Origin of the sequence: Streptomyces sp. M41(2017) (assembly GCF_002078175.1) — a bacterium.
In the GTDB taxonomy this organism is placed as follows: Bacteria; Actinomycetota; Actinomycetes; order Streptomycetales; family Streptomycetaceae; genus Streptomyces.
In genome coordinates this window covers 567,051-589,954 of the sequence record NZ_MWFK01000002.1, presented here as the reverse complement: position 1 = coordinate 589,954, position 22,904 = coordinate 567,051, and the positions used below count along the sequence as shown (strand labels likewise).

General features: G+C 71.5%; 20 protein-coding genes and 1 pseudogene. 4 read left to right on the top strand and 17 right to left on the bottom strand.

Annotated features, from left to right (window positions below; genetic code table 11):
• Nucleotides 1–87 precede the first annotated feature (87 nt).
• From B0675_RS28245 to B0675_RS28215, 7 genes are all read right to left on the bottom strand, one after another.
• On the bottom strand, nt 88–1,470 hold the full coding sequence (locus B0675_RS28245) for a cytochrome P450 (RefSeq protein WP_081222425.1): 1,383 nt from the start codon (nt 1,468–1,470) through the stop codon (nt 88–90).
• A gap of 10 nt (nt 1,471–1,480) precedes the next feature.
• Nucleotides 1,481–2,041: an ATP/GTP-binding protein gene (locus B0675_RS28240; RefSeq protein ID WP_081222424.1), complete on the bottom strand. Its 561-nt coding sequence runs from the start codon at nt 2,039–2,041 to the stop codon at nt 1,481–1,483.
• Between the two features lie 3 nt (nt 2,042–2,044).
• Nucleotides 2,045–2,428, bottom strand: a complete 384-nt coding sequence (locus B0675_RS28235) for a DUF742 domain-containing protein (RefSeq protein ID WP_081222423.1) — start codon at nt 2,426–2,428, stop codon at nt 2,045–2,047.
• The gene (locus tag B0675_RS28230; protein WP_241540041.1) at nt 2,421–3,263 is read right to left on the bottom strand and encodes a roadblock/LC7 domain-containing protein; all 843 of its coding nucleotides are present in this window, start codon (nt 3,261–3,263) and stop codon (nt 2,421–2,423) included. The genes B0675_RS28235 and B0675_RS28230 overlap by 8 nt, the downstream gene beginning before the upstream one ends.
• On the bottom strand, nt 3,260–4,444 hold the full coding sequence (locus tag B0675_RS28225; RefSeq protein WP_241540040.1) for an ATP-binding protein: 1,185 nt from the start codon (nt 4,442–4,444) through the stop codon (nt 3,260–3,262). The genes B0675_RS28230 and B0675_RS28225 overlap by 4 nt, the downstream gene beginning before the upstream one ends.
• A 565-nt stretch (nt 4,445–5,009) precedes the next feature.
• Nucleotides 5,010–5,873 (bottom strand): alpha/beta hydrolase, encoded by an 864-nt coding sequence (locus tag B0675_RS28220; RefSeq protein ID WP_081222422.1) that lies wholly within the window; start codon nt 5,871–5,873, stop codon nt 5,010–5,012.
• Nucleotides 5,873–6,427, bottom strand: a complete 555-nt coding sequence (locus B0675_RS28215) for a quercetin 2,3-dioxygenase (protein WP_081222421.1) — start codon at nt 6,425–6,427, stop codon at nt 5,873–5,875. Before B0675_RS28215 ends, B0675_RS28220 begins: the two co-directional genes overlap by 1 nt.
• Before the next feature lie 120 nt (nt 6,428–6,547).
• On the opposite strand from B0675_RS28215, the gene B0675_RS28210 reads away from it, so the two are divergent.
• On the top strand, nt 6,548–6,985 hold the full coding sequence (locus B0675_RS28210) for a MarR family winged helix-turn-helix transcriptional regulator (protein WP_081222420.1): 438 nt from the start codon (nt 6,548–6,550) through the stop codon (nt 6,983–6,985).
• A 140-nt stretch (nt 6,986–7,125) separates the two neighbouring features.
• On the opposite strand, the pseudogene B0675_RS42235 reads toward B0675_RS28210, so the two are convergent.
• The 3 genes and pseudogenes from B0675_RS42235 to B0675_RS28195 all read right to left on the bottom strand — a co-directional run.
• Nucleotides 7,126–7,464 (bottom strand): annotated as a pseudogene (locus B0675_RS42235) (TetR-like C-terminal domain-containing protein); the annotation flags it as partial.
• 116 nt (nt 7,465–7,580) lie between these two features.
• Nucleotides 7,581–8,939: an MFS transporter gene (locus B0675_RS28200; protein WP_107482930.1), complete on the bottom strand. Its 1,359-nt coding sequence runs from the start codon at nt 8,937–8,939 to the stop codon at nt 7,581–7,583.
• Nucleotides 8,940–9,003: 64 nt separating this feature from the next.
• Nucleotides 9,004–9,450, bottom strand: a complete 447-nt coding sequence (locus B0675_RS28195; RefSeq protein ID WP_081222417.1) for a MarR family transcriptional regulator — start codon at nt 9,448–9,450, stop codon at nt 9,004–9,006.
• A 321-nt stretch (nt 9,451–9,771) separates the two neighbouring features.
• Between B0675_RS28195 and B0675_RS28190 the strand changes: the two genes are divergently transcribed.
• Both B0675_RS28190 and B0675_RS28185 read left to right on the top strand, forming a co-directional pair.
• Nucleotides 9,772–10,440, top strand: coding sequence for a GntR family transcriptional regulator (locus tag B0675_RS28190; RefSeq protein ID WP_081222416.1), 669 nt, complete (start codon nt 9,772–9,774; stop codon nt 10,438–10,440).
• Between the two features lie 69 nt (nt 10,441–10,509).
• Nucleotides 10,510–11,718, top strand: coding sequence for an amidohydrolase (locus B0675_RS28185; RefSeq protein ID WP_081222415.1), 1,209 nt, complete (start codon nt 10,510–10,512; stop codon nt 11,716–11,718).
• Nucleotides 11,719–11,953: 235 nt separating this feature from the next.
• On the opposite strand, the gene B0675_RS28180 is transcribed toward B0675_RS28185, so the two are convergent.
• The 5 genes from B0675_RS28180 to B0675_RS28160 are packed head-to-tail and all read right to left on the bottom strand — an operon-like array spanning nt 11,954 to nt 17,556.
• Nucleotides 11,954–12,997 carry an oligopeptide/dipeptide ABC transporter ATP-binding protein gene (locus tag B0675_RS28180; protein WP_081222414.1) on the bottom strand — a complete coding sequence of 348 codons (1,044 nt, stop codon included), beginning with the start codon at nt 12,995–12,997 and terminating at the stop codon, nt 11,954–11,956.
• Nucleotides 12,994–14,049, bottom strand: a complete 1,056-nt coding sequence (locus B0675_RS28175; protein ID WP_081222413.1) for an ABC transporter ATP-binding protein — start codon at nt 14,047–14,049, stop codon at nt 12,994–12,996. Before B0675_RS28175 ends, B0675_RS28180 begins: the two co-directional genes overlap by 4 nt.
• Nucleotides 14,046–14,975 (bottom strand): ABC transporter permease, encoded by a 930-nt coding sequence (locus B0675_RS28170; RefSeq protein WP_081222412.1) that lies wholly within the window; start codon nt 14,973–14,975, stop codon nt 14,046–14,048. The genes B0675_RS28175 and B0675_RS28170 overlap by 4 nt, the downstream gene beginning before the upstream one ends.
• Nucleotides 14,972–15,946 carry an ABC transporter permease gene (locus B0675_RS28165; RefSeq protein WP_081222411.1) on the bottom strand — a complete coding sequence of 325 codons (975 nt, stop codon included), beginning with the start codon at nt 15,944–15,946 and terminating at the stop codon, nt 14,972–14,974. Before B0675_RS28165 ends, B0675_RS28170 begins: the two co-directional genes overlap by 4 nt.
• Nucleotides 15,943–17,556 (bottom strand): ABC transporter substrate-binding protein, encoded by a 1,614-nt coding sequence (locus tag B0675_RS28160; RefSeq protein ID WP_081222410.1) that lies wholly within the window; start codon nt 17,554–17,556, stop codon nt 15,943–15,945. Before B0675_RS28160 ends, B0675_RS28165 begins: the two co-directional genes overlap by 4 nt.
• Nucleotides 17,557–18,016: 460 nt before the next feature.
• Between B0675_RS28160 and B0675_RS28155 the strand changes: the two genes are divergently transcribed.
• Nucleotides 18,017–20,413, top strand: a complete 2,397-nt coding sequence (locus B0675_RS28155; RefSeq protein WP_241540039.1) for an ATP-binding protein — start codon at nt 18,017–18,019, stop codon at nt 20,411–20,413.
• On the opposite strand, the gene B0675_RS28150 is transcribed toward B0675_RS28155, so the two are convergent.
• Nucleotides 20,365–20,841: a response regulator gene (locus tag B0675_RS28150; RefSeq protein ID WP_081222408.1), complete on the bottom strand. Its 477-nt coding sequence runs from the start codon at nt 20,839–20,841 to the stop codon at nt 20,365–20,367. The two genes, B0675_RS28155 and B0675_RS28150, sit on opposite strands and share 49 nt — an antisense overlap.
• A gap of 2 nt (nt 20,842–20,843) precedes the next feature.
• On the bottom strand, nt 20,844–22,643 hold the full coding sequence (locus tag B0675_RS28145) for a GAF domain-containing SpoIIE family protein phosphatase (protein WP_081222407.1): 1,800 nt from the start codon (nt 22,641–22,643) through the stop codon (nt 20,844–20,846).
• Nucleotides 22,644–22,904 lie beyond the last annotated feature (261 nt).

Below are 22,904 nucleotides of genomic sequence, written 5' to 3'. Positions count from 1 at the left end.
GGCTCCTTTCTGAGCAAACGCCGCCATGCATACCCGCGGGGTGATTGAAGCATCCAATAACACTCTGGTCTCTTAGGGTTACCTACGTCACTCGCCTCGCGTCCACGCCAGGAAGCGGCTGAAGAGTCCGCCCTTGTGCTGCGGCGCTGCGTGCGCGGCAGGACGGGCCGCGGGGGCGCCGGAGGCCTGCTGGGCCGACGCGGACGTCTGCGCCGCCTGGGCGGGCAGGGAGTGGGCCCGCTGGGCCGCGGCCGAGGGGACCTGGCGTGGGCTGAAGCGGATCGGGACGGTCACCAGGGAGCGGCTCCAGGGCGCGGGCACCCAGGAGAGGTCCTTGAAGGGGACACGCAGCTCGACGTCGGGGAGCCGGTTGAGCAGCGACTCCACGGCCGTGACCGCGATCATGAACGCCGGGTCCTTGGCGGGACAGGCATGGGGTCCCGCGCCGAAGGCGAGATGCGCCTTGCCGCTCAGCTGCTCGCGGTGCTCGGTGAGCTTCGGGTCGGTGTTGGCGGCCGCGAAGGAGATGAGCACGGGGTCGTTGGCGCGGAGCGTCCTGCCGCCCAGCTCGACGTCCTGCGTCGGGTAGTGGGCCGCGTAGTTGGCGATCGGCGCGTAGTTCCACAGGGTCTGGACGACGGCGTCCTCGATGGGCAGGCCGGCCTGCCACTCCTCGCCGAGGTACAGCGCGCTGCTGGTCCCGATGGCGGCCGCGAGCGGTGCGGTGCCGCCGGAGAGCAGGGTGACGAGCTGGTGCAGGACCTCCTCGTCGGTCAGACCCGCGGGGTGCTTCATCAGACGGGTCGTCAGGTCCTCGCCGGGCTGCCGGTGCTTGAGGGCGATCAGCTCGGCGAGCGCTCCGCCCAGCACCTCGTCCGCGCCGGGTGTGCCCTCGAAGATGCCGCTGATCCCGACGATGACACGGTCGCCGATCTCGGGGGGACAGCCGAACAGGTCGCTGAAGACCAGGAGCGGGAGCGGCTGGGCGTAGTCCGCCATCAGCTCGGCCTGGCCGCGGAGTTCGGTGCTGAACCGGCTGATGAGGTAGTCGGCGGACTGCTGCACCTGCCGGATGAGCTGGAGTTCGTTGACGGTGGCCAGACTGTCGGTGACGGCCTGCCGGAGCCGGGCGTGCGCGGCGCCGTCGCTGAACAGGGCGTTGGGCCGGTAGCCCATCATCGGCAGCGCCGGGCTGTCCGCCGGGACCCGCCCCTCGTTGAGCGCGTTCCAGCGACGCGAGTCGCGGACGAACCAGGCCGGGTTCTGCAGGATGTACAGGCTCGCGTCGTAACTGGTGACCAGCTCGACCTCGACACCCGGGGCGATGTCGACGGGCGCGCTGGGGCCGGCCGCGCGCAGCTCCGCGTAGTGGGCCTCGGGATCGGAGCCGAACTCCGGGCCGAACAGCTGGACGTTCCCGTGTGCGGGGCAACCAGGCGGTATGCCCGGCGCGTTGAAGGGCTGCTGCATTGCGTGTCTCCTAGCCGAGGACTGTCATGAGGTGGGTGACGAGGGCGATGAGCGCCTGCGCGGAGGACTGCTCGTCACGGACGTCGCAGTGCACGATGGGAGTCGCCTCGGAGAGGTTGAGGGCCTCGCGTACTTCGTCGAGCGGGTAGTCCGGTGTGTTGTCGAAGCGGTTGACGCCGACGGCGTACGTCAGCCCGAACCGCTCGACCAGGTCCAGGACGGCGAAACTCTCGTGGAGCCGCGTGGGGTCGACCAGTACCAGGGCGCCCAGCGCACCCCGGGACAGTTCCTCCCACATCTCCTTGAAGCGTTCCTGTCCGGGGGTCCCGAAGAGGTAGAGGACGAGCTCCTCGCTGAGGGTGAGCCGGCCGAAGTCCATGGCGACCGTGGTGGTCGTCTTGTCCGGGGTCCCCGACAGGTCGTCGAAGCCCTCGCTCGCCTCGGTGATCTCTTCCTCGGTCTGCAGCGGCTCGATCTCGGAGATGCTGCCGATGCAGGTGGTCTTGCCCACCCCGAAGTGCCCGACGATGAGTATCTTCACGGAGTTGGAGACGGCTGGATCCAGATACACGAGTCACGCTCCGAATCGGGTTCGCAGGCCGTCGAGCACGGCGCTGAGCAGTTCGCGGTCGACACGCTCGGCGCGGGGCACGGGCTTCCTCACGAGGATGAGGCCGTTCTCCTCCAACTGCGCCAGCAGGATGCGCACGATGCCGATCGGCAGGTGCGTGTGGCCCGACACCTCGGCCACGGACAGGAACCCGTCCGCGACGAGGTCCAGCACCTTGCGTGCCTCGGGGGACAGCACGGGTGCAGCGCCGGGCGCGTCCTCGTGGGCGGTGACCAGGGTGGTGTGCTCGTACTCGTGGTCCGCGGGAAGCTCGCGTCCGCCCGTGATCACGAACAGGGGGACTAAGGGCGCCGTCAGTTCCAGTTCGTCGTCCGGTCCGTCATGCATCGTCGGCCCTCTCTCCCTGGGGTGCCCGGTTCGCGAGCAGTGTGGGAACGGCGTCCTCGAGACGTGCGGTGAACTCTTCGATGTCGCAGTCGTGATCGGCCGACGCGGCGAGGAACGCGCCGTCACCGGCCGCGATCAGGAAGATCCAGCCGTGCTGGAACTCGATGACCGTCTGACGCCACTCGGCGTCCTCCAGGCCGCCCGCGAACTGCGAGGTGACCCGGCTGTAGGCGTGAATGCCCGTCATGGCCGCGGAGATCGTGTCCGCGAGGTCCTTGCTCATCCCGGAGGTCGCGCCCCGCGGGAGCCCGTCCGATCCGAGGAGTACGGCGTGCCGGGCGCCCGGCACGTCGGCGATGGCCTGGTCCAGCCCGGCGAGCACGAACCCCGACGCGCCGGCCTCCTCCCGCGGTCCCGCGGCCTCGTCGCGCCGGGCGTCACCGGCGGTCACCCGGGGCGGCGAGGTCAGGTTGTCGCCCAGCCGGGCGACGAGCCGGTGCATACGGAACGAGATCTGCTGCAGGTCGACGTCGGGTTCCGCGGCCGCGGCCAGGTAGGCGCCCTGCCCCGCGCCGATCAGGAAGATCCACCCGTGGGAGAACTCGATGACCGTCTGGTTCCACCGCCGCTCGTCGGCCGGTCCGGCGAAGTGCGCGGTGGCCCGGCTCAGCGACTGCATGCCGGCCATGGCGGCGGAGATGGTCCTGACGTCCTTGGGAGTCAGGCCGTCCGTGGACCCGCGGGGGATGCCGTCCGCGGACAGCACCACCGCGTGCCGTGCCCGGGGAACGTTGTCCACGATGTCCCGGACCATCCACGACATGTCTGTGGTCATGCGTCTTCGGACCCTTCGGGCGAGGGAACTGCGAGGTCGCGGCCGGAGAGCGTGCCACGCTGGAGGGCGCCGAGACCGCCGGAGCCGCGGGCGGTCCTGCGGGGCGTCCGCGCCGCCGGGGTGTCCGTCTCGTCGGTGAGGCTCGCGACGGGCTCCTGACGGTCGGCCCGCTTCGGCAGACCGTGCAGCGTGCGCGTCGCGGGCTGCTGCTCCTCGCGGCTCTCGACCCGGCGGATCCTCGTGACGGGAGCCTCCTTCGGGGTCGGCGGGGTCTCCTCCACGGTCCACAACTCCTCGGGCAGCAGGACGACGGCCCGGACGCCGCCGTACCGGGAGACCCCGGTGACGTCCACCTTGAAGCCGTACTGACGGGCGATCAGGCCGACCACCGGGAAGCCGAACTTCGGCTGGGTGCCCAGCTCCGACAGGCGCGGGACGGATTCGCCGGACAGCAGCGTCGTCGCCTTCTGCCGGTCCTCGTCGCTCATGCTCACGCCGGCGTCGTCGATGACGATGCACAGGTTGCTCTGGACCCGCTGGAACGTCACCTCGATCGGCGCGTCGTGCTGCGAGAAGCTGGCAGCGTTGTCAAGCAGCTCGGCCACCGCGAGGGCGACGGGCGCCACCGCGGACGCCTTCAGCGCGATGCCGCTCTGCTGCATGATCTGGACGCGGTGGAAGTTGCGGATCTGTCCCTGCGCGCTGCGCACGACGTCGTACACGCTGGCGGGCTGGTTGCGGCGGCCGAGCGGCGCGCCGCACATGACCGCGATGCCCTGGGCCTTGCGGGCCATCTGCGCGTTGGCGTGGTTGACGTCCAGCAGGTCGGAGAGGACCGCGTGTCCGCCGTACTTGCGCTGGATGCCGTCGAGGAGCGTCGTCTGCTCGGCGGCGAGACTCTGCAGGAAGCGGGCCGCGCCCTTGAGGACGGCCTTGGTGCTCTCCTCGGCCGACCGCTCGGCCTCCTGGATGACGGCGGCCTGTTCGTCGCTGAACTTCTGCAACTCGGCGCGCGAGTGGCCGAGTTTGCCCTCGGACTCGCTCAACTGCGCGGTGAGCGCCGCCTCGACCTGCTTCCTCCTGGCCCCCAGGGCCTTGTTGCGGATGACGAGGACCACGGCTGCGCCGACGGCGACCACCGCTGCCGCAGCCAGACACCATATGAGCGTGTCTTTATTCATGGAAACCTTTCCTGGTGCGTGGCATGCAGGCATCACCAGATACACCCCGAAAGGACCCGCGACACATCCGCTAACTGCATGACCGCTGTTACACGAAGAGCAGGCCGACCTCGGACCACCACGCGAGCCGAGTTGATCAAGGTCGAAGACGCGGGAATGCTATCACTGCGACATGGCCTCCGGATCGCGACCCCTTTGACCGAATTCGACGCCAACGCGGCTGCTGGGTAGGCTTGTTGATGCCTCCTCAGCCATCGCTCCGGCCGGTTCCGGTTCACCTTGCCGCTGGGCGCCGGATCATGCGCGGATCTCTTCACGCGCGGCGCGGAACCTTCACCGGGCGGGGCTCGGGACGGCCGTCGGCGGCACAGCCGACCTGTCGCTGCGGCAGCGCGCCGTCCTGAGGCTCGGCGCGGCCGCGGCGACAGGTCGACAGGCACCGGAAATGGGCCTGTTGAGGTGGCTCATCCCCGATGCGGTCCGCACTCCATAGCTCCGGCGCGGTCCGCATTCCGTGCCTCCCGTGCGGTCCACCGCGTGCCTCCGGCCCCATGGGCGGCGTCGTTCAGCAGCCGGCTCGTTCGCGGGCCCAGCGGAGCGAGGCGGTGAACACCTCCTCGACCTGGCTCTCGGCGAGGCCGTACCAGACGTGGTCGGCACCCGGCACCAGTCGCAGCTCGACCGGCGTCCCCACCTCCGCGAGCCGGGCGGCCAGTCGCGTCGCGTGCTCGGCGCCGACCATGGAGTCGCTCTCCCCGTGCGCGAGGAAGAAGGGGGGTGCTCCCGGACGGACCTGGTGGAGCGGGCTTGCGAGGGCGGCGCGGTCCGGAACCTCGGAGGGGGCGCCCTCGAGCAGCAGCGCCTCCGGACTGTCCGGGTTGTCCGCGTCCGGGCCGAGGTCGGTCGGCGCGTACCAGACGACGGCACCGACGATTCCCCGCATGCCGTCCGCCAGGGCGAGCAGCGCGGCGAGGTGGCCACCGGCGGACTCGCCCCACACCACCGTCCTCGCGGTGTCGAGGGCTAGTTCGCCGGAGCGTGCCGACAGCCAGCGGAAAGCGCCGCGCAGGTCGTCGAGTTGGGCCGGGAAGGCGGCCTCGCCGCTGAGCCGGTAGTCGACCGAGGCGACCGCGCACCCCGAGGCGGCGATGCGGGCGAACGGGCTCGGCTCCCAGGAACGCAAGCGGTGGCCCATGTCCCCGCGATGCCCCCTGCGCCAGGCGCCGCCATGGACGAGGAGGACCAGCGGATGCGGCCCCGGACCCTCCGGGAGCCACAGGTCGAGTTCGAGGGGGCGGGCTCCGGGCACCTCGGCGTAGGCGACGCCGCGGTACAGCCGTACCCCGTCGCCGACCGGTGCCGATGGCGGGAGCGGCGCGACGTCGGGGTGCGGCGCCGCGATCACCGAGCGGAGGTCCGGCGCGGGCATCAGACCTGCCACTGGTGCTGGGGCAGGAACCGGACGTCGTACTGCTGGGGCACGGTGCCGAACTTCCGCGGCTCGGGGACGCAGGGGTCCTGGGGGAGTCCGAGCGACTCCGTGGGCGTGCCCAGGTTCTCGAAGAAGCGCTCGAAGGTGCCCGAGGGCCCCGAGGCGACGCCGACGATGCGGCTGCCGTTGCGCTCGATGCGGTAGGCGTGGGGGCAGTTCTTGGGGACGAAGCCGAAGTCCCCGCTGGTGAGCAGTTTCGTGTGCTGCGTCCCGTTCGGCTCCTCGACGTAGAGCCGCACCGCCCCGTCCGTCACGAAGAACACCTCGTACGTGTCGGCGTGCATGTGGGCCGGGATGATGTCGCCCTTGGGGCCCTCGCACGTGAAGAAGTTGAAGGTGTTCTCCGTCTGCTCGCCGCCGGCGTACACGGTGAACAGGTCGGTGAAGAGGTGGGCCCGGTCGCCCATGCCCTTCTCGATGAAGTACGGCTTTCCCGGTTCCGGCGGGATGTGCGAGGCCGGGCGGTATCGGGTGGCGTACTCGAAGGTCATGCGATCTCCTCGGAACCGGCAGTCGATGTCAGGGTGCCTGACATGAATGTGAGGTAGCCTGACATGCCGGTCCGGGCGGTGCAAGACCCGTGCCGTGGCCCGCGGGGAGACGAGGAACGTATGGGTGCCGGAGGCCGGAACCTGCCGCAGTTGCTGGGCGCCGCGCGTCGGTGGTTCGACGAGGGACTGCTCGCGGCACTGGAGGCCGAGGACGTGGACCCCGTCACCGCGACCCAGCTGAATGTCTTCGCGGTCCTCGACGAGCAGGGCACGACGGTGGCAGAGCTGGCCCGGCGCATGGGTGTCACGCGGCAGACGGCGCACCAAGCGGTCCACAGCCTCATCGCGGTCGGCCTGCTCGAACAGAACCCGGACCCCGAGTCCGCGCGCCGGCGGCTGATCCTGCGGACGGCCAAGGGCCGGACCGTGCACGAACGGGCGGAAGCCATGGTCGGACAGCTGGAGCGCACACTCGCCGCCCGCATCGGCGAGGACGCCGTCGCAGCCCTGAAGGCGACCCTCGAACAGCCCTGGGGGGCGCCCGAAGGGCCGCACTGACCCGGAAGCGTGGCTTCCCCCGTGCCGTCTCCGCTCGTCGACAGGGTGGCCGGGATCCGGTCGCGGATGTGCTGGACCAGGTTCCGCATGGCCATCCGGAAGATCTCGGCCCGGTGGTCGCCGAGGATCGCGGTGTGCCCGAAGACCTCCAGGACGACCTGGCCCTGCATGTGGCTCCACGCGCTCAGGACGAGGGCGGTCGCGGGAGGCGGCAGTTCGTCCCGGCCGATCGGGGCCAACCCGTCCAGGTGGGCCGGAGCCGAGGCGGAGAGGCCGCCGGTGTCGGCGGCGGCGAGCCGCGCCGCGGAGAAGCCGGCGAACAACTGCCGCCCGAAGACGGCGCTCGTCCGGCGCGCCGCCCGCCTGGGCGTTCCCTCGGCGGGTGCCGCGTAGTAGCGCAGCGGCGTCCCGTACAGGAGGTGGAACCGCTCGGGGTGGTCGACGGCCCAACGGCGGTATTTCCCGGCCGCGATGACCACGCCCTCCCGGGCCACGTCGCCCGCGGAGGCGCCGACCGCGCTCTGCACGGCCTCCGCATCAAGGAACTCCACGGCGCGTGCCGGAGCGAACTCCCGCGGGGGCAGGCCGTGCGTCGCTACGAGGACGCCGGGGAGGACGAAGAACCGTCCCGGTCGACCGAGACCCGGCGCAGGCTCCGGTCGACGACGGTGATGAGCAGATACAGCACGCCCGCGCCGAGCATGAACCAGGCGAGGTGGTGCATTCCCTCGGTACTGGCACGCTCCCCGAAGGACGCGGCGGTGGCCGAGGACGCGATCATCGACCCCATGTAGGCGAAGGTGCGCAGCAGTCCGGCGGAGGAGCCGGTGCGCTCGGGGTCGGCCTGGAAGTAGACGGAGTTCTGCAGGGCCAGACTGTTGGACCCCTGCGGCACGCCGAAGACGACCGCGAGCAGGACCAGCGCCCAGATCGGGCTCGCCGGGGTGAGGGTCAGCATCAGCGCGCACGCGGCGATCTGGCCGACGCCCCCGAGCAGGAGCTTGCCGAGGACCCCGCTGCGCCGGCCGACGGTCACGGAGACACCTATCCCCACGAGGAACATCGGGATCTGCACCAGTCCGGCGTGGAACGGCGAGAGTCCGTAACTCTCCTCCGTCCACTGGGTGAACCCATAGAGGAAGGCGTACGACACGATGTAGGCCACCAGGGCGCGCCCGTAGGTGGCCAGCAGCGGGGCGTTGCCGCCGAGGACGCGGAGGTCGATGAACGGTGTCTTCGCGCGCAGCTCCCGCAGCGTGAAGCCGACGGCGGCGGCGACGGTGATCACCGGCAGGTACCAGTCGCCGGAACGCAGGTTCATCAGGAACAGCAGCAGCGAGAAGAGCATGGCCGCGAACAGGCCCATCCCCGGCAGGTCGACCCGCGAGGCCAGGTCGCCACGCCCGGCCGCCCGGGTGTGCGGCTGCTTGGGGAGCCGCAGCCGGCCGAGCACGACGGCGACCACGGCGAGGGGGATGTTGAGGGCGAACGTGGAGCGCCAGCCGCCCAGTCCGATCAGCAGGCCGCCCAGCAGCGGCCCGACCACGGCGATGGTCTGGTTGGTGACCGCCAGCGTGGTCAGGACGCCCGCGGGACTGTCCTGTCCGGTTCGCTCGGCCTCGCTGCGCACCAGGGCCATGGCGGCGGGGTATCCGGCGCAGGTGCCGAAGCCGAGCAGGACCCGTGCGGCGATGAGGACGCCGAGGTTCGGGGAGAGGGTGCCCACGACGCCGGCGATGCCGACGAGGCCGGTGCTGAGGAGGAAGAGGCGACGGGGGCCGAAGATGTCGATGAGGCGGCCGACGATCGGCTGACCGAGGGCGGTGGCCAGATAGAGGGCCGAGACCAGCCAGGCGGTCTGCGAGGCCGGCGCCCCGAACGCCACGCCGATGGGGACGAGCGCCACGGCGATGATGGTGGAGTTGATCGGATTCAGGACCGACCCCAGCATCATCGGGGGGAGGAGCCGGCGGTCGAAGCCTGCCTTCCTGGTGTCGCCGGGGGCGGCGGTGCGCTGCTCAGTCACTGACGAGACGCTCCAGTACGGCCATCGCCTCTATCACGGTCCGGCGCTCCTCCTCGGTGCACTTCATCTGCAGTTCGGCGGCGAGCCACTCGCCGCGCGCCTGTCTGCCCGCCTCGGCCCGTCGGCGCCCCTCGTCGGTGAGCGCGATCAGCAGGCGCCGACCGTCACCGGGGTCGCGGCGTCGTTCCACCAGGCCCCGGACCGCCAGGGCGCCGACCGTGGACGCCATCGACTGGTGGCGCATCCCCTCGGAGACCGCGAGATCGCTGGTCGTGAGCCCCTGGTCGTCCGTCAGGCGGGCCAGCACCGACGCCTGGGTGAGGCTGAGGTCCTCGGTGCTCCCGGCGGCGCGGATACGGCGGCGCAGGCGCCCGATGACTCCTCGGACCGACTGCGAGGCGCGGACGGCTGAAGGCGACAGCCCACGATCATCACTCATGACTCCCAGCCTAGGATCGACAGCCCAGATTGTCCAGTTTACCTGCGCAGTTTGGCTGGATGATCGACAGGCCGCGACATCGGGGATCGCGGTATACCGAACTCCTCGTCGAGGTTCCGGTCCGGCGGTGGATAACGGGCCATCAAGGGCAAAACGTGCGGCATTCCAGTGATCCGCACCCGACTGGTATGCCAAATGCTAGGGTCCCCGTGACGCACGGCCGAGGAGTGCCGCGTGTCCGCTCGCCCGGGGCCTCCGGGAGCGACCGACCGCGGGCGGCCCTGTTCCCGTCCCCTTGTCCCGCGTTGGAGGAGTGCCACGGTGACCACCCATCCGGACAACGGCGTCTCGCACGTCGACCGCGCCGAGCGGACCCTGCGCGCCGCCATCCTCGACGGCACCCACCCGCCGGGCTCCCGGCTGCGTGAGCGCGACCTCTCCGAAGCGCTCGGCTTCTCCCGCGTGCCCGTGCGCGAGGCGCTGTCCCGCCTGGCGGCGGACGGACTCGTCGAACTCTCTCCCGGCAAGGGCGCGTCGGTGCGCAGGCTGACCCTCCGCGACGTGGACGAGCTGTTCGACCTGCGGCTGAGTCTCGAAGTTTTCGCCACCCGGCGCGCGGCCCAGGTCAGCGCGGCGGGCGCCAGTACCGCCCGGCTGAGCGAACTGATGACGGTCGCCGAGGACGCCACCCGCCGGGCCGACGTGCAGGAGATCCCCGGCGCGAACACCGCCCTGCACGCGGAGATCGTGGCGCTCACCGGGAACCGGCTGCTGCAGACGACTCTCCAGCCCTCCCTGGGCCTCGTGCAGTGGGTGTTCACCCTCACCGGCGACCGCGACCAGAGCGTCCAGTGCTCCGAACACCAGGACATCTGCGCGGCGATCACCGAAGGCAAGCCGGATCTCGCCGCCGCCCTCGCCTACACGCACATCGAGATGGGCCGGGCCCCCTCCCTCGCCACGCTCGCCGACGTGTTGCCGGCCGACTGAGACACCCGCGTCGGCCGGCCCCCGACCACTGTCACCCACGGCACCAACCGCAAGGAGTACGACCCACCCATGCTGATCAGGAACGTCCGCCCCTGGGGCGGGGAGGCCAGTGACATAGAGATCCGCGACGCCCGGATCTCCGCGATCCTGCCGCACGACCCGTCCCGCACGGACGACGGCACGAGCGTCGACGGCCGCGGCCGCCTGGCCATGCCCTCCTTCTCCGACGTCCACTGCCACCTGGACTCCAACCGGATCGGCCTGCCGTTCCGCCCGCACACCGGCAAGCCCGGCGTGTGGGGCCTGACCATGAACGACCGCGACCACTGGCGGGAGGACCCGCCGGTCGCCGAGCGCGCGACCGCCCTGCTGGGCCGCATGATCGAGCGGGGCACCACACGGGTGCGCAGCTACGCGCAGATCGACGCCGACAGCGGGCTGGAGCGCTTCGAGGGCGTCCTCGCCGCGAAGGAGGCGCACAAGGACCGTGCCGACGTCGAGATCATGGCGTTCCCGCAGGCGGGCCTCCTCCTGGAGAAGGGGGTGCCGGACCTGATGGACCAGGCGCTCTCCTCGGGGGCCGCGGTCGTCGGCGGCATCGACCCGTGCACCCTGGACCGCGACCCGGTCCGCCATCTCGACATCGTCTTCGGGCTCGCCGAACGGCATCAGGCACCCGTCGACATCCACCTCCACGAGCCGGGCCACCTGGGCGTGTTCAGCACCGACCTGATCCTGGAACGCACCCGTGCCCTCGGCATGCAGGGCAAGGTCACGCTCTCCCACGCGTACGAGCTCGGCACCGTGGACGAGGCGACGACCCGCCGCCTCATCGAGGAGTTCGCCGAGCTGGACGTCTCGATGGCCACGATCGCCCCCGCGCAGCAGCAGAACGCCCTGCCGCTGGCCGACCTGACCCGGGCCGGCGTCCGGGTCGGTCTCGGCGAGGACGGCCAGCGCGACTACTGGTCGCCGTACGGCAACGGCGACATGCTCGACCGCACGTGGCAGCTGGCGTTCACCAACCGCTACCGGCCGGACGAGCTGATCGAGCACTGCTGGGCGGTCGCGAGCCGGGGCGGCGCCGCGATCCTGGACCCGTCGCTGGAGCGGCTGACATCCACGGCCGACCGGCCCGGCGTCGGCGTCGGGGACGTGGCCGACCTCGTCCTCGTCGACGGTGACAGCGTGGCCGCCGCCGTCATGGACCGGGGCACCGACCGCACCGTCGTGCACGCGGGACGGGTCGTCGCGGACCAGCTGCGTCTCGTCGGCTGAGCCGCCCACCCGCTCGTTCGGGCCGGACCGCACCGCGCGGTCCGGCCCGTTCCCGTATCCCTTCGGCGAAGAGGCCTCCACGCGCGGGCCCTTGAGTGCAGACGCGTGGAGCAACGTCAGCAACGACCGGCCCCGCGCGTGATCCGAAGGGGGGAACGGCGAAGCTCCGTGCCGAGAGCTCGCTACTCGGCACGGAGCTTGACGAACCATCAGGGACGGTCGCCCGCAAGATGCTTCAGACGCCTGCTGTCACCGGGACGTGTGCCGCGTCCGGCGCGGTGCCGTCCTCGGCCACGAGATGGCAGGCGACCTGGCGGGGAACCCCGCCGTCCTCCGCAGACGGCACGGTGCGCAGTTCCGGCGCCTCGGTACGGCAGCGGTCCGTCGCGAGCGGACAGCGGGTGTGGAAGTGACAGCCGGGCGGCGGGTCGAGCGGACTCGGCAGATCGCCGCCCAGCAGGATCCGGGTCCGCCCGCGCTGCTCCTCCGGGTCCGGAACCGGCGCCGCGGACAACAAGGCCTGTGTGTACGGGTGCTTGGGGTCGGCGAACAGCTCGGCGGCGGGCGCCTGTTCGACGATGCGGCCGAGATACATCACGGCGATCCGGTCCGCCAGGTACTCCACGGCCGCCAGGTCGTGCGTGATGAACAGGCAGCCGAAACCGCGCTCGCGCTGGAGGTCCGCGAGCAGGTTGAGGACGGACGCCTGCACCGACACGTCGAGCGCGGACGTCGGTTCGTCCGCGACGAGCAGTACCGGTTCCACCGCCAGCGCCCGCGCGATGGACACCCGCTGCCGCTGGCCTCCCGAGAGCTGATGGGGTTTCCGGTCCGCCAGTTCGGGGCGCAGCCCCACCCGGCGCAGCAGCTCGTCGACCCGGCGCGCGGCCTCCGCCCGGCCCGCGAGACGGTGCAACCGGATCGGCTCCGTAATGATCTGACGGATCGTCATGCGGGGATTGAGCGACGAGGACGGGTCCTGGAAGACCAGATGCACATTGCGGCGCAGGGGCCGCATCGCACGGGCGGACAGTGTCGTCACGTCGGTTCCGTCGATGACGACCCGACCGTCGGTCGGCTCGTCGAGGCGCACCACGCAGCGGCCCACCGTCGACTTGCCGCTGCCGGACTCGCCGACCAGACCGACGACTTCACCGGGTCCGATCGTCAGGGACACCCCGTCGACGGCGCGGACCGTGCCGGTCGGCGAGGCGAAGTGGCGCCGCAGGTCGCGGACGTCCAGCACCGGGGTGGCGTGCACGTCGTCGGGTCCGGTCATCGGGCGGCCTCCTCTGAGGCGGGGGAGGGTACGGCCGGGTGGTGGCAGGCGATCCGGTGGGTGCCGGCGACGGTGCGCAGTGCGGGGCGCCCCGTGCGGCAGTCGTCCTGGGCGAAGGCGCAGCGCGGTGCGAAGCCGCAGGCGTCCGGCTGCTCGCGCAGGTCCGGCACCAGACCGGGGATCTCGTTGAGCCGGGCCCGTCCCTCGGCGGTACGGCTGCCGGGCCGGAGGACGGCCCCGAGCAGTCCGCGGGTGTAGGGGTGCCGGGGCGCCGCGAACAGCTCGTCCACCGTGGCCTGTTCGACAGGCCGCCCGGCGTACATGACCAGGACACGGTCGGCGGTCTCCGCCACCACGCCGAGGTCGTGGGTGATGAGGACGATGGCGGTGCCGAGCCGGTCCCGCAGCGACTTGAGCACGTCGAGGATGCCCGCCTGCACGGTGACGTCCAGTGCGGTCGTCGGCTCGTCGGCGATGAGGACGGCCGGGTCGCAGGCGACCGCGATGGCGATCATCACGCGCTGGCGCATCCCGCCCGAGAGCTGGTGCGGGTACTCGTCCACGCGCCGGTCGGGCGCGGGGATGCCGACCAGGTCGAGGAGTTCGACGGCGCGGGCCCGGGCCTCCTTGCGGCCGAGTCCCTGATGGCGGACCAGCACCTCGGAGATCTGGCGTCCCACGGTCAGTACCGGGTTCAGCGAGGTCATCGGCTCCTGGAAGATCATGGAGAGCCGTCGTCCGCGCAGGGAGCGAAGGGTGCGTTCACCGGCACCGACTAGTTCCCTGCCGTCCAGGGTGATGGAGCCGCCGACCCGCGCGGTCGGCGGGAGCAGGCCCATGACCGCCATGGACGTGACGGACTTGCCGCAGCCGGATTCGCCGACCACGGCGAGCACCTCACCGGGGGCCAGGTCGTAGGAGACCCCGTCCACGGCGTGCACGGTGGACTCCGGGCCGTGGAAGGCGACGGTCAGGTCGCGGACACTGAGGACCGGTGGGCCGCCACGCCGGGCGACTGCCGCCGGTGCGGCGGATGGTGCGGTGGGGGTCACCGGGAGCCTCCACGGGGGTCGAGGATGTCGCGGACGCCGTCGCCGAGCAGGTTGAACGCCAGGGTCGCCAGCACGATGACGAGCCCGGGGAAGACGGCCATCCAGGGGGCGGTGGCGATGAACGGCTGGGCACTGGAGAGCATCACGCCGAGGGACGGCGAGGGCGGCTGTACGCCCAGGCCGAGGAAGCTGAGGACCGCCTCGCCGATGATCGCGGTCGGGACGCCGACCGTGGCCTGGACGATGAGCGCCGAGGTCGCGTTGGGCAGCACGTGCCGGAAGAGGACCGTGCGGTCACCGCCTCCGTTGGCGACGGCCGCGGCGACGTAGTCCAGATGCTTGAGCCGCAGGGTCTCGGCCCGGGTGATCCGGACGATCGCCGGTATCTGCGAGATGCCGATGGCGATGGTGGCGTTCTCCAGCGACGGGCCGAGCACCGCGGCGAGTCCGACCGCGAGCACCAGGAACGGGAAGGCCAGCATCGTGTCGGTGAGCCGCGACACCACGGAGTCGGCGAACCGGCCGTAGTACCCGGCGAGCAGTCCCAGCGGCACCGCGACCACGAAGGCCAGCGCCACGGAGACCACACCGACCTGCATCGACGCGGTGACGCCGACCAGGACCCGGGACAACTGGTCGCGTCCGAGGTCGTCGGTGCCCAGCCAGTGCGCCCAGCTGGGCGGTGCCAGCGCCAGGTCGAAGTCCGGCCGCGCCGGGTCGTACGGGGCGATCAGCGACGAGAAGACGGCGACCAGGACGAAGACGGCCGCGAGGACCGCCCCGACGAGGGCCAGCTTGTTGCGCCGGAGCCTGCGCCAGCCGGCGCCGATCCGCTCGGCGGTCCGGCCGGCCACGCCCCCCGCACGGGCGTCGTCCGGTGCCGGGCCCGAAGGCCGGGGCAGGGCGGGGGAGTTGACGGTGGTCATCGGGAGCCTCCCAGCCGGATGCGCGGGTCGATCACCGAGTACAGGAGGTCGACCAGCAGGTTGATCAGGATGTACGCGCCGGAGGTGAAGAGCACGACGCCCTGCACCATCGCGTAGTCACGGGTGAAGACGGCGTCGATGGTGAGCTTGCCGAAGCCGGGCAGGACGAAGACCTGCTCGGTCACGACCGCGCCCGAGATGAGTTGGCCGAGCTGGAGGCCGAGCACCGTGATGACCGTGACCAGCGAGTTCCGGAGCGCGTGCGTGCCGATGACGGACCGCTGCGACAGGCCCTTCGCGCGGGCCGTGCGGACGTAGTCCGAGGACATCGCGTCGAGCATCGCCGCGCGGGTCTGCCGCATGACGACGGCGGCCAGGCCCGAGCCGAGGACGATCGCGGGAAGCACCAGACGGCTCAGGTTCTCGACCGGGTCCTCACCGAACGGGACGAAGCCCGAGGCCGCGAACACCGGCACGGCGATCGCGAACGTGAGGACCAGCAGCATGCCGAGCCAGAACGTCGGCACCGACATGCCCAGCAGAGCCACGGCGTTCGCCAGCCACTCCTCCGGCCTGCCGCGCCGGACCGCGGCGACCACACCGGCACCGATCCCGAGCACGACCGCCAGGAGCAGCGCCAGGGCCGCGAGTTCGAGCGTGATGGGCAGGGCGTCCAGGATCGAGTCGAGAACCGGCAGACCGCTGCGGGCGGAGGTACCGAAGTCCCCGGTGACGGCGTGCCGTACGTAGTCCCAGTACTGGACCGCGATGTTGTGGTCGAGCCCGTACTCCTCGCGGATGGCGGAGAGGACCTCGGGGGAGGTCTGCTCGCCGGCCAGGGCCTGCGCGGTGTCGCCGGGCATCGCACGGACACCGGCGAAGACCGTGATGCTGACGAGCACCATGGTGAGCAGCGCCTGGCCGATGCGCCTGCCCGGGTAGGACGTCAGAAGTCTGGCGACGGGGTTCATCCCTGGCCCCCCTTCACGTAACCGGCCTCCTTGACCCTGATGAGTCCGTCGCCGGAGAGCGCTATGCCGCTGATGTCCTTGGACGCGACGGCGTAGTTGATGTTCCGGTAGAGGTAGATCACCGCGTGCTGGCGGTTGATGGCGGCGGTGAGCCTCCGGTAGATGTCGCGCCGCTTCGCCGGGTCGGCGGTGCTGCGCCCGGCCTCGATGAGCCGGTCGACCTCGGGGTCGGAGAGCTTGCCCTGGTTGTTGCTGCCGGTGGTGCCGACGAGGCTGTCGATGTTGCCGGCCGGGTCGGGCTGCCCGCCCCAGCCGCCGGTCCGCGCCTGGAAGTCGCCGGCCAGCGTGCGGGTGAGCCCGGTGGCGAACTCGGTGGGCCGCAGCCGCACGTCGAAACCGGCGTCCTTGGCCATCGCCTGGATGACCTGGCCGAGCCGGTTGTCCTCCGGCGTCGTGTTGATCATCAGCTCCAGCGGGACGGGCGTCCTGACCCCGGCCGCCTTCAACAGGCGCTTGGCCTTGTCGACATCGCGCCCGGGGCAGGTCACCGGAGTGCTGAGCGGCGTCCCCGGCGGCACCGGCCCGCACGCGGGCTCGTACATGTCCTGGAAGACGATCTTGTTGATGAGGGCTCGGTCCAGCGAGAGGTCGAACGCCTCACGGACCCGCACGTCCCGCGAGAACGGCGTGTTCACCCGGCCGGGCTTCTCGGCGATGCCGTGCGCGTTGCCGACGTTGAGCGTGACGGCCATGTAGCCGAGCGAGGGCGTGTTGAGCAGTTGCAGGGTCTTGTCGCCCATACCGCTGCGCACCTCGACCGGCCCCATCTGGTCGCCGATCTGCACATCGCCGGAACGCAGGTTGGCCAGACGGATGTTGCCGTCGGTGATGGTCTTGTAGACCACGCCGTCGAGATGGACCTTGTCCGCGTCGTAGTACAGCGGGTCCTTCGTGAGCTCGATCCGGTCTCCGATGACCCGCTTGACGTATTTGAACGGTCCGACGCACGACGGATGCGCGGCGAAGGCGCTGCCGTACTTCGCTATCGCCTTCGGCGACATGATGAGCCCCGCCGTGTTGGCCAGCCGTCCGAGCAGCGGGGTGTCCGGGTGCCTGAGCGTGAGACGCACGGTGTACGGGCCGACGGTGTCGACCTTCTCCACCGAGTCGATCTCCGACGCCCGGCCGGATCCGCGCAGGTGCAGATGGCGCTCAAGGGAGGTCTTCACGGCCTGCGCGTCGAGCTTCGCCCCGTCGCTGAACCGCGCGTCACGGCGTACGTCGAACGTGAACGTACGGCCGCCGTCGCTGATCTTCGGCAGTGAAGCGGCGAGTTGGGGAACGAACCGGTTGTGCCGGTCGACGTCGTAGAGCTGCTCGCACATGGACGTGAACACCGTCCGCGCCACCAGCGTGCCGGTGAGGCTGGGGTCGAGCTTGTCCGGATCGGACTTGAGCCCGATGACCGCGACGCCGCCGTCACGGACCGGCCGCGCATCGACGAGTCGGGGCGCGGCGGCGGTGTTCTCACCGGGCGGCGACAGTGAGCCGCAGCCGGTGGCGAACGTCAGCAATGCGGCCGCCGCGAGCGCGATGGGTAGGCGACGCACGGGACCACACCTCCTTCACGAATGGCGGGACGCGCGCCCGGTCGGGCGGCGCTGTTGGGGCGACACGGTATACCGGAGCGTCGTTTCACCGATTGGACGACCGCGACGTTGTGGGCAGGTGTGGCGCGAATGTCCCGTACGAATAGGGATATTGCACCCGCCTCCGTTCATGGTGATCGTTATCTTTTCGAGTCCTTGGTATACCAGGCGATTTTTGGCTCCCTGTCGCGGCGGAGTTCGGTCGGCCGGAATCAACTGGCCACGGGAGCAGGCGGGTTGATCGTCCGCGTCGGCCGTGGTCCCCGCCGCGCACCGTCTTCCGGGGTCACCTGCCGTACCGGAGCCGGGATCCCCGGCCATGAGCCCCCGGTGTGCACCGCGGCGGTGTCGCACGTGCCGTCCGCGGGCCGGTGGGGGAGGATGCGCGGGAACGATCAGCTCGAGGTGGAGGTGCGGTCCCGTGGGGGATGACTGGCTGTCGCGGCGTGCACGGGCGGCGGAGCAGGCGGTACCGGGCGGATTCGACCTGTCGGAGTGCGTCCGCGAGCCGATCCATCTCCTGGGCGGTGTCCAGTCGTACGGCACCCTCCTCGCCGTCGACGCGGCGACCGGCCTGGTCGACACGGCGGCGGCGAACACGGGCCCGCTGCTCGGGGTGCCGGCCGAGGACCTCGTCGGCGGTCCCGTCACCCGGGTCGTGGGGCCCGACGACTGGCTGGAGGCGCTGGAGGCGACGAGCGGTGCCGACGCGCCCTCCGCGGCCCTGCCGGTGACGGCCGGCACGGGCTCGTCGCGCGGCACCTTCGACCTGTCCGTCCACCGCCGCGGCGAGCTGCTGGTACTGGAGTTCGAGCCGCGCGACGAGCGGCAGGCGTTCCTCTTCTCCGGCTTCTACCAGGGCGTCCGCCGGGCGCTGGCCCGACTGCGGTCGGCGTCGACGGTCACGGACGGCTGTCGCACCGCCGTGAAGGAGATCCGGTCGCTGACGGGCTTCGACCGCGTGGTGGCCTACCGTTTCGACGGCCCGGACGGGCCCGGTGAGGTCGTGGCCGAGGAGGTCACGGAGGCCTGGGAGCCATGGCTCGGACTCTGGTTCCCGGCCACCGACATCCCTCCGCAGGCGCGTCGGCTCTACCAGGACAACTGGATCCGGGTCATCACCGACGTGGACGACCCGACCGTCCGTCTCCACCCCCAGGTCAGGCAGAGCACAGGGCGGCCCCTGGATCTGTCGGGCGCCGCGCTGCGCACGGTCTCCGAGTTCCATCTGGAGTACCTGCGCAACATCCGGGTCCGCTCGTCCATGTCCGTGTCGGTCATGCGGGAAGGCAGGCTGTGGGGGCTCATCGCCTGCCACGGGGCCGACCCCAAGGTGCTGGCACCGGAGGTCCGCTCCGCCTGCGAACTGTTCGGCGCCGCGTTCTCCCTTCAACTGGCCGCGATCGAGGAGCGCGAACGGGCCGACGGTTTCGCCCGCTCCGGTGCCCGCGCGGGCGCCGTCGCCGAACTTCTGGACGCCGATGTCGAAGCGTCACTGCTGCGCCACGAGGAGGCCTTCCGCGGACTGACGAACGCCGACGGGGTGGCCCTCGCCCGTTCTGGCCGGCTGGTCACCGCCGGACTGCCGCTGCCCGACCGGCTCGCTTCCGAACTGGGCCGTCGTGCCGCCCTGATGACGCCCGGCACGGTGTGGGCGACGGACCGGCTGCCGGAACTCCTCGCCGACACAGACACAGACACAGACACAGACACAGACACAGACACAGACACAGACACAGGCGCAGACGCCGACCGCGAGGTCGAGCGCGGGCCGATCGCCGAGCCGGACGGGGTCGCGGGCCTGCTGATGGTCTCCCTCGGCAGGTCGGGCGAGTTCCTCGCGTGGACCCGTGCGGAGCGGCCGATGCCCCGTGAATGGGCCGCCGACCCCGCGTCGCCCGTCCGCGTCGGTCCCCGCGGGGAGCGCCTCACGCCCCGCGGATCGGGCGCGGTGTTCCGCTCCGTCATGCGCGGCCGCAGCCTGCCGTGGACCGCCCAGGACCAGTCGGCGGCACTGGAGATGTGGCGCCTGCTCACCGGCCTCGTCCTGCGCCACGCGAACGAACTGGGCCGTCTCAACGACGAACTCCGCATGATCAACGTGGACCTGGACTCCTTCGCCCACGCGGCGGCCCACGACCTCAAGGAACCGCTGCGCGGCATCTCGAACGCCGCCACCTTCACCCTGGAGGACGCGGCGGACGGCCTCGACGCGACCAGCGTCCGGCGGCTGGAGACCATGCAGCGGCTGGCCGGCCGCATGGACGAACTCCTCAACTCCCTGCTGCACTACGCGCGGTTGGGCCGCGGTGGGGTGCAGCGCGCCGACGTGCCGCTGGACGACGTGGTCGACGCCGCCCTGGAGGTGGCAGGACCGCGCCTCGCGGACGAACACGTCACGGTCCTGCGCCCCGCCACCCTCGGCCGGGTCCGGGCCGACCCCGACCGGCTCTACGAGATCCTCGTCAACCTGCTGGTGAACGCGGCCAAGTACGCCGCCGACCGCCCCGACCGCACCGTCGAGATCGCCGTGGCGACCGTACCCACGCAGGACGGCCCGGGACGCGAACAGGCCGTCCTGGTACGGGACAACGGCATCGGCATCCCGCCCGGCCGGCAGAGCGAGGTCTTCGACCTGTTCCGGCGGCTGCACGGGCCGGCGGAGTACGGCGGCGGAACCGGCGTCGGACTCGCCGTCGTGAAACGGATCGTCGAACGCCACGGCGGACGCATCTGGCTGGAGAGCGAACCGGGGCAGGGAGCGTCGTTCTACTTCACGCTCGGAGACCCGGGCCCGGCGGCGTCCGGCTCCGCCTGAGCCTTCGTCTGCTGCCAGTAGTCGATCGCCCCCTTGAGGACGGTGCGGAACAGCGCGAAGTTCACCGGCTTGTAGATGTAGCTGTCCGCGCCTGCCGCGTAGCAGGCGTCGACCTCGGCGGGCGCCGTCGACGACGTGAACACGATCAGGGTGACCTCCGCGAGCTGCGGATGACTGCGGATCGCGCTGAGCACGGAATGCCCGCTCGGACCCGGCATGTTGAGGTCCAGCAGCACGAGGCCGGGCAGTTCGGCCGCGTCCAGGAGCCGTTCGGCCACTCCCTCGCCACGGTCGGTGAACTCCAGCCGCAGATCCGGGTGCGTGCGGTTCAGCGCCCGCTCGATGGCCTCGGCGTCCTCGGCGGAGTCCTCCACCACGAGGATCCACTGGTTGTCGACCCGCCGGCCGTCCTCGTCCGCGTGCCCCATGGTCATTCCTTCACCTCGGCGATCAGTACGGCCGTGTCGTCGTCCCCTGTCGCGCGGAACTCCGAGGCCAGGGAGATCAACCGGTCGGCGGCGGACGGTCCCCCGCCGCTGCGCCGCACCGCCGCGGCGAGCTGTTCCTCGAAGAAGGTGCCGTCCGCGCCGCGCGCTTCGAGGAGCCCGTCCGTGAAGAGCACCAGCGACTCACCCCGGCCGAGCCCCAGACGCAGGGGCTCGTACGTGGACCGGGCGAGCACCCCGAGCAGGACGCCCCCCGCCGTGAGCTCCTCGACCACCTGGCCGTCGGCGCCGCGCACCAGCGGTCTCGGGTGTCCGGCATTGGCCAGTTCGACCTCCCAGCCGTCCGGCGCGGGGGTCAGCACCGCCACGAGCGCGGTGACGAACCGGGAGCTCCGCTCCGCGATGAGCGCACGGTTCAACCGCGCCAGTGCCTGCCCCGGCGGAGTCCCGTCCTCCAGGAGCGTACGGAGGGTGTGCCGCGCCAGACCGGTCAGCGCCGCGGCCTCGGCCCCACGCCCGCACACGTCCCCGATGATCAGGGCGAGCCGGCCGTCTCCGGTGACGACGGCGTCGTAGAAGTCGCCGCCGACCTCCAGCGACTCGTCGGCCACCTCGTACGCGCTGCTCAGGATCAGCCCCGGCACCTCGGGCAGGGCCCGGGGCAGCAGATGCCGCTGCAGGATCTCCACGTGGCGGCGCCGCTGCTCGTACAGCGTGCTCGTGTCGATCGCCAGCGCCGCCCGGCCGGCGAGGTCACCGAGCATGCGCAGGTTCTCGATGTCGTCGGATCCGTGGTGCAGGAAGGTCAGGGTGCCGAGGGCGCGCCCCCTGGCACGCAGCGGACTGATGCTCAGGACGCGGACAGCGGCGCCGTGCCCCTCGGAACCGGGGCCGAACGGGCCGCCGGACAGGTCTGCGCCGCGCAGCAGCGCGCCCTCTGCCTGCTCCGAAGCGGCTCGCAGTGCCTTGCCGAGCCATGCGTCGTGCAGTGACACGTCCGCCAGCCAGTCCTGGGCGGGTGCCGCCACATGGGCCCACGCCACCGGCGCGAGCCTGCCGTCCGCTCCGAAGAGGTGGACGACGCAGCCCTCCGCCATCGCCGGGACGGCGAGGCGCGCGACCCGGCGCAGCGTCTCCTCGACGTCCAGGCTGGAGTCCATCTGGAGCGACGCCTCGGCCAGGAAGGCGTCCTCGACCTGTCGGCGTTCATGAGCCCGGTGGTCCAGCAGGCGACGGTTGCTCACCATCAGAATCTCCGCGACCTGTTCCAGCCGTGCCCGCAGAAGCGGGAGGTTCTCCGGAGGCGCGTCCAGGCCCAACCACAGCGCCGCCCGGTCGGCACCGAGCGGGAAGTCGCACTCCAGGACCGTGGCGGCGTCGCCGAACACGTTCGGGGAGTCGCCGGACCCGAGCGCGGCGTCCAGTGCCGGAGCCCCGTGCTCGACGACCACGGGGCCGTCCACGGCGGCACCGCGCCGCCGGATCCTCTCGGGGACGGTCCAGCGCTCACCCGCCGCCGGCCGCCGGGTGTCGGGCGCGTTCATGCCCGTCGTGAGCGTCCGGGTATAGATGAGTCCCTCGGCGTTCCACCGTGCACCGGCCGCGACGACGGCGCCGGGCTGGGTCAGCAGGGCCCGGTACACCAGGTGGGCGAGATCGGTGACGTCCTGGACGCCGTTCGCCGCCATCCAGAGGCTGTGCAGCTCCCTGGGCCAGCCGTCGACGTCCGGGGATCCGGTCGTCCCGGGTACGCCCTGCTCCGTCTGCTCGGGTTCTTCCGGCATGGCCCCGCTTCTTCCTCCGAGCCGCGTCGGGGGGCCTGGACCCGCCCCGAACCCCATCAGTTGTCATGAGGAAACTACCTGAACCGGGAGCCGTACGGCTTCCGGCCTGTCGGGACCGACGCCCCGGCCCCGACTCCATCCTGCGGTGCGGCCGCGCTCCGTGCGAGCGGCACGCCTTCCGCGCCACGACGCCGGCCGGGCGAGCGGGCACCCGGGGAACCTCACAGCCCGCTGCTGCTGGGCTGTCTGTGGGGGAGTGCG

What these genes read in the sequence shown, in the direction of transcription:
- B0675_RS28145 (WP_081222407.1), bottom strand. Translation starts at nt 22,643, where the DNA reads ATGCCGGAAGAACCCGAGCAGACGGAGCAGGGCGTACCCGGGACGACC.
- B0675_RS28200 (WP_107482930.1), bottom strand. Translation starts at nt 8,939, where the DNA reads ATGATGCTGGGGTCGGTCCTGAATCCGATCAACTCCACCATCATCGCC.
- B0675_RS28170 (WP_081222412.1), bottom strand. Translation starts at nt 14,975, where the DNA reads ATGACCACCGTCAACTCCCCCGCCCTGCCCCGGCCTTCGGGCCCGGCA.
- B0675_RS28225 (WP_241540040.1), bottom strand. Translation starts at nt 4,444, where the DNA reads ATGAATAAAGACACGCTCATATGGTGTCTGGCTGCGGCAGCGGTGGTC.
- B0675_RS28195 (WP_081222417.1), bottom strand. Translation starts at nt 9,450, where the DNA reads ATGAGTGATGATCGTGGGCTGTCGCCTTCAGCCGTCCGCGCCTCGCAG.
- B0675_RS28180 (WP_081222414.1), bottom strand. Translation starts at nt 12,997, where the DNA reads ATGACCGGACCCGACGACGTGCACGCCACCCCGGTGCTGGACGTCCGC.
- B0675_RS28235 (WP_081222423.1), bottom strand. Translation starts at nt 2,428, where the DNA reads ATGCATGACGGACCGGACGACGAACTGGAACTGACGGCGCCCTTAGTC.
- B0675_RS28245 (WP_081222425.1), bottom strand. Translation starts at nt 1,470, where the DNA reads ATGCAGCAGCCCTTCAACGCGCCGGGCATACCGCCTGGTTGCCCCGCA.
- B0675_RS28215 (WP_081222421.1), bottom strand. Translation starts at nt 6,427, where the DNA reads ATGACCTTCGAGTACGCCACCCGATACCGCCCGGCCTCGCACATCCCG.
- B0675_RS28165 (WP_081222411.1), bottom strand. Translation starts at nt 15,946, where the DNA reads ATGAACCCCGTCGCCAGACTTCTGACGTCCTACCCGGGCAGGCGCATC.
- B0675_RS28210 (WP_081222420.1), top strand. Translation starts at nt 6,548, where the DNA reads ATGGGTGCCGGAGGCCGGAACCTGCCGCAGTTGCTGGGCGCCGCGCGT.
- B0675_RS28220 (WP_081222422.1), bottom strand. Translation starts at nt 5,873, where the DNA reads ATGCCCGCGCCGGACCTCCGCTCGGTGATCGCGGCGCCGCACCCCGAC.
- B0675_RS28150 (WP_081222408.1), bottom strand. Translation starts at nt 20,841, where the DNA reads ATGGGGCACGCGGACGAGGACGGCCGGCGGGTCGACAACCAGTGGATC.
- B0675_RS28185 (WP_081222415.1), top strand. Translation starts at nt 10,510, where the DNA reads ATGCTGATCAGGAACGTCCGCCCCTGGGGCGGGGAGGCCAGTGACATA.
- B0675_RS28230 (WP_241540041.1), bottom strand. Translation starts at nt 3,263, where the DNA reads ATGACCACAGACATGTCGTGGATGGTCCGGGACATCGTGGACAACGTT.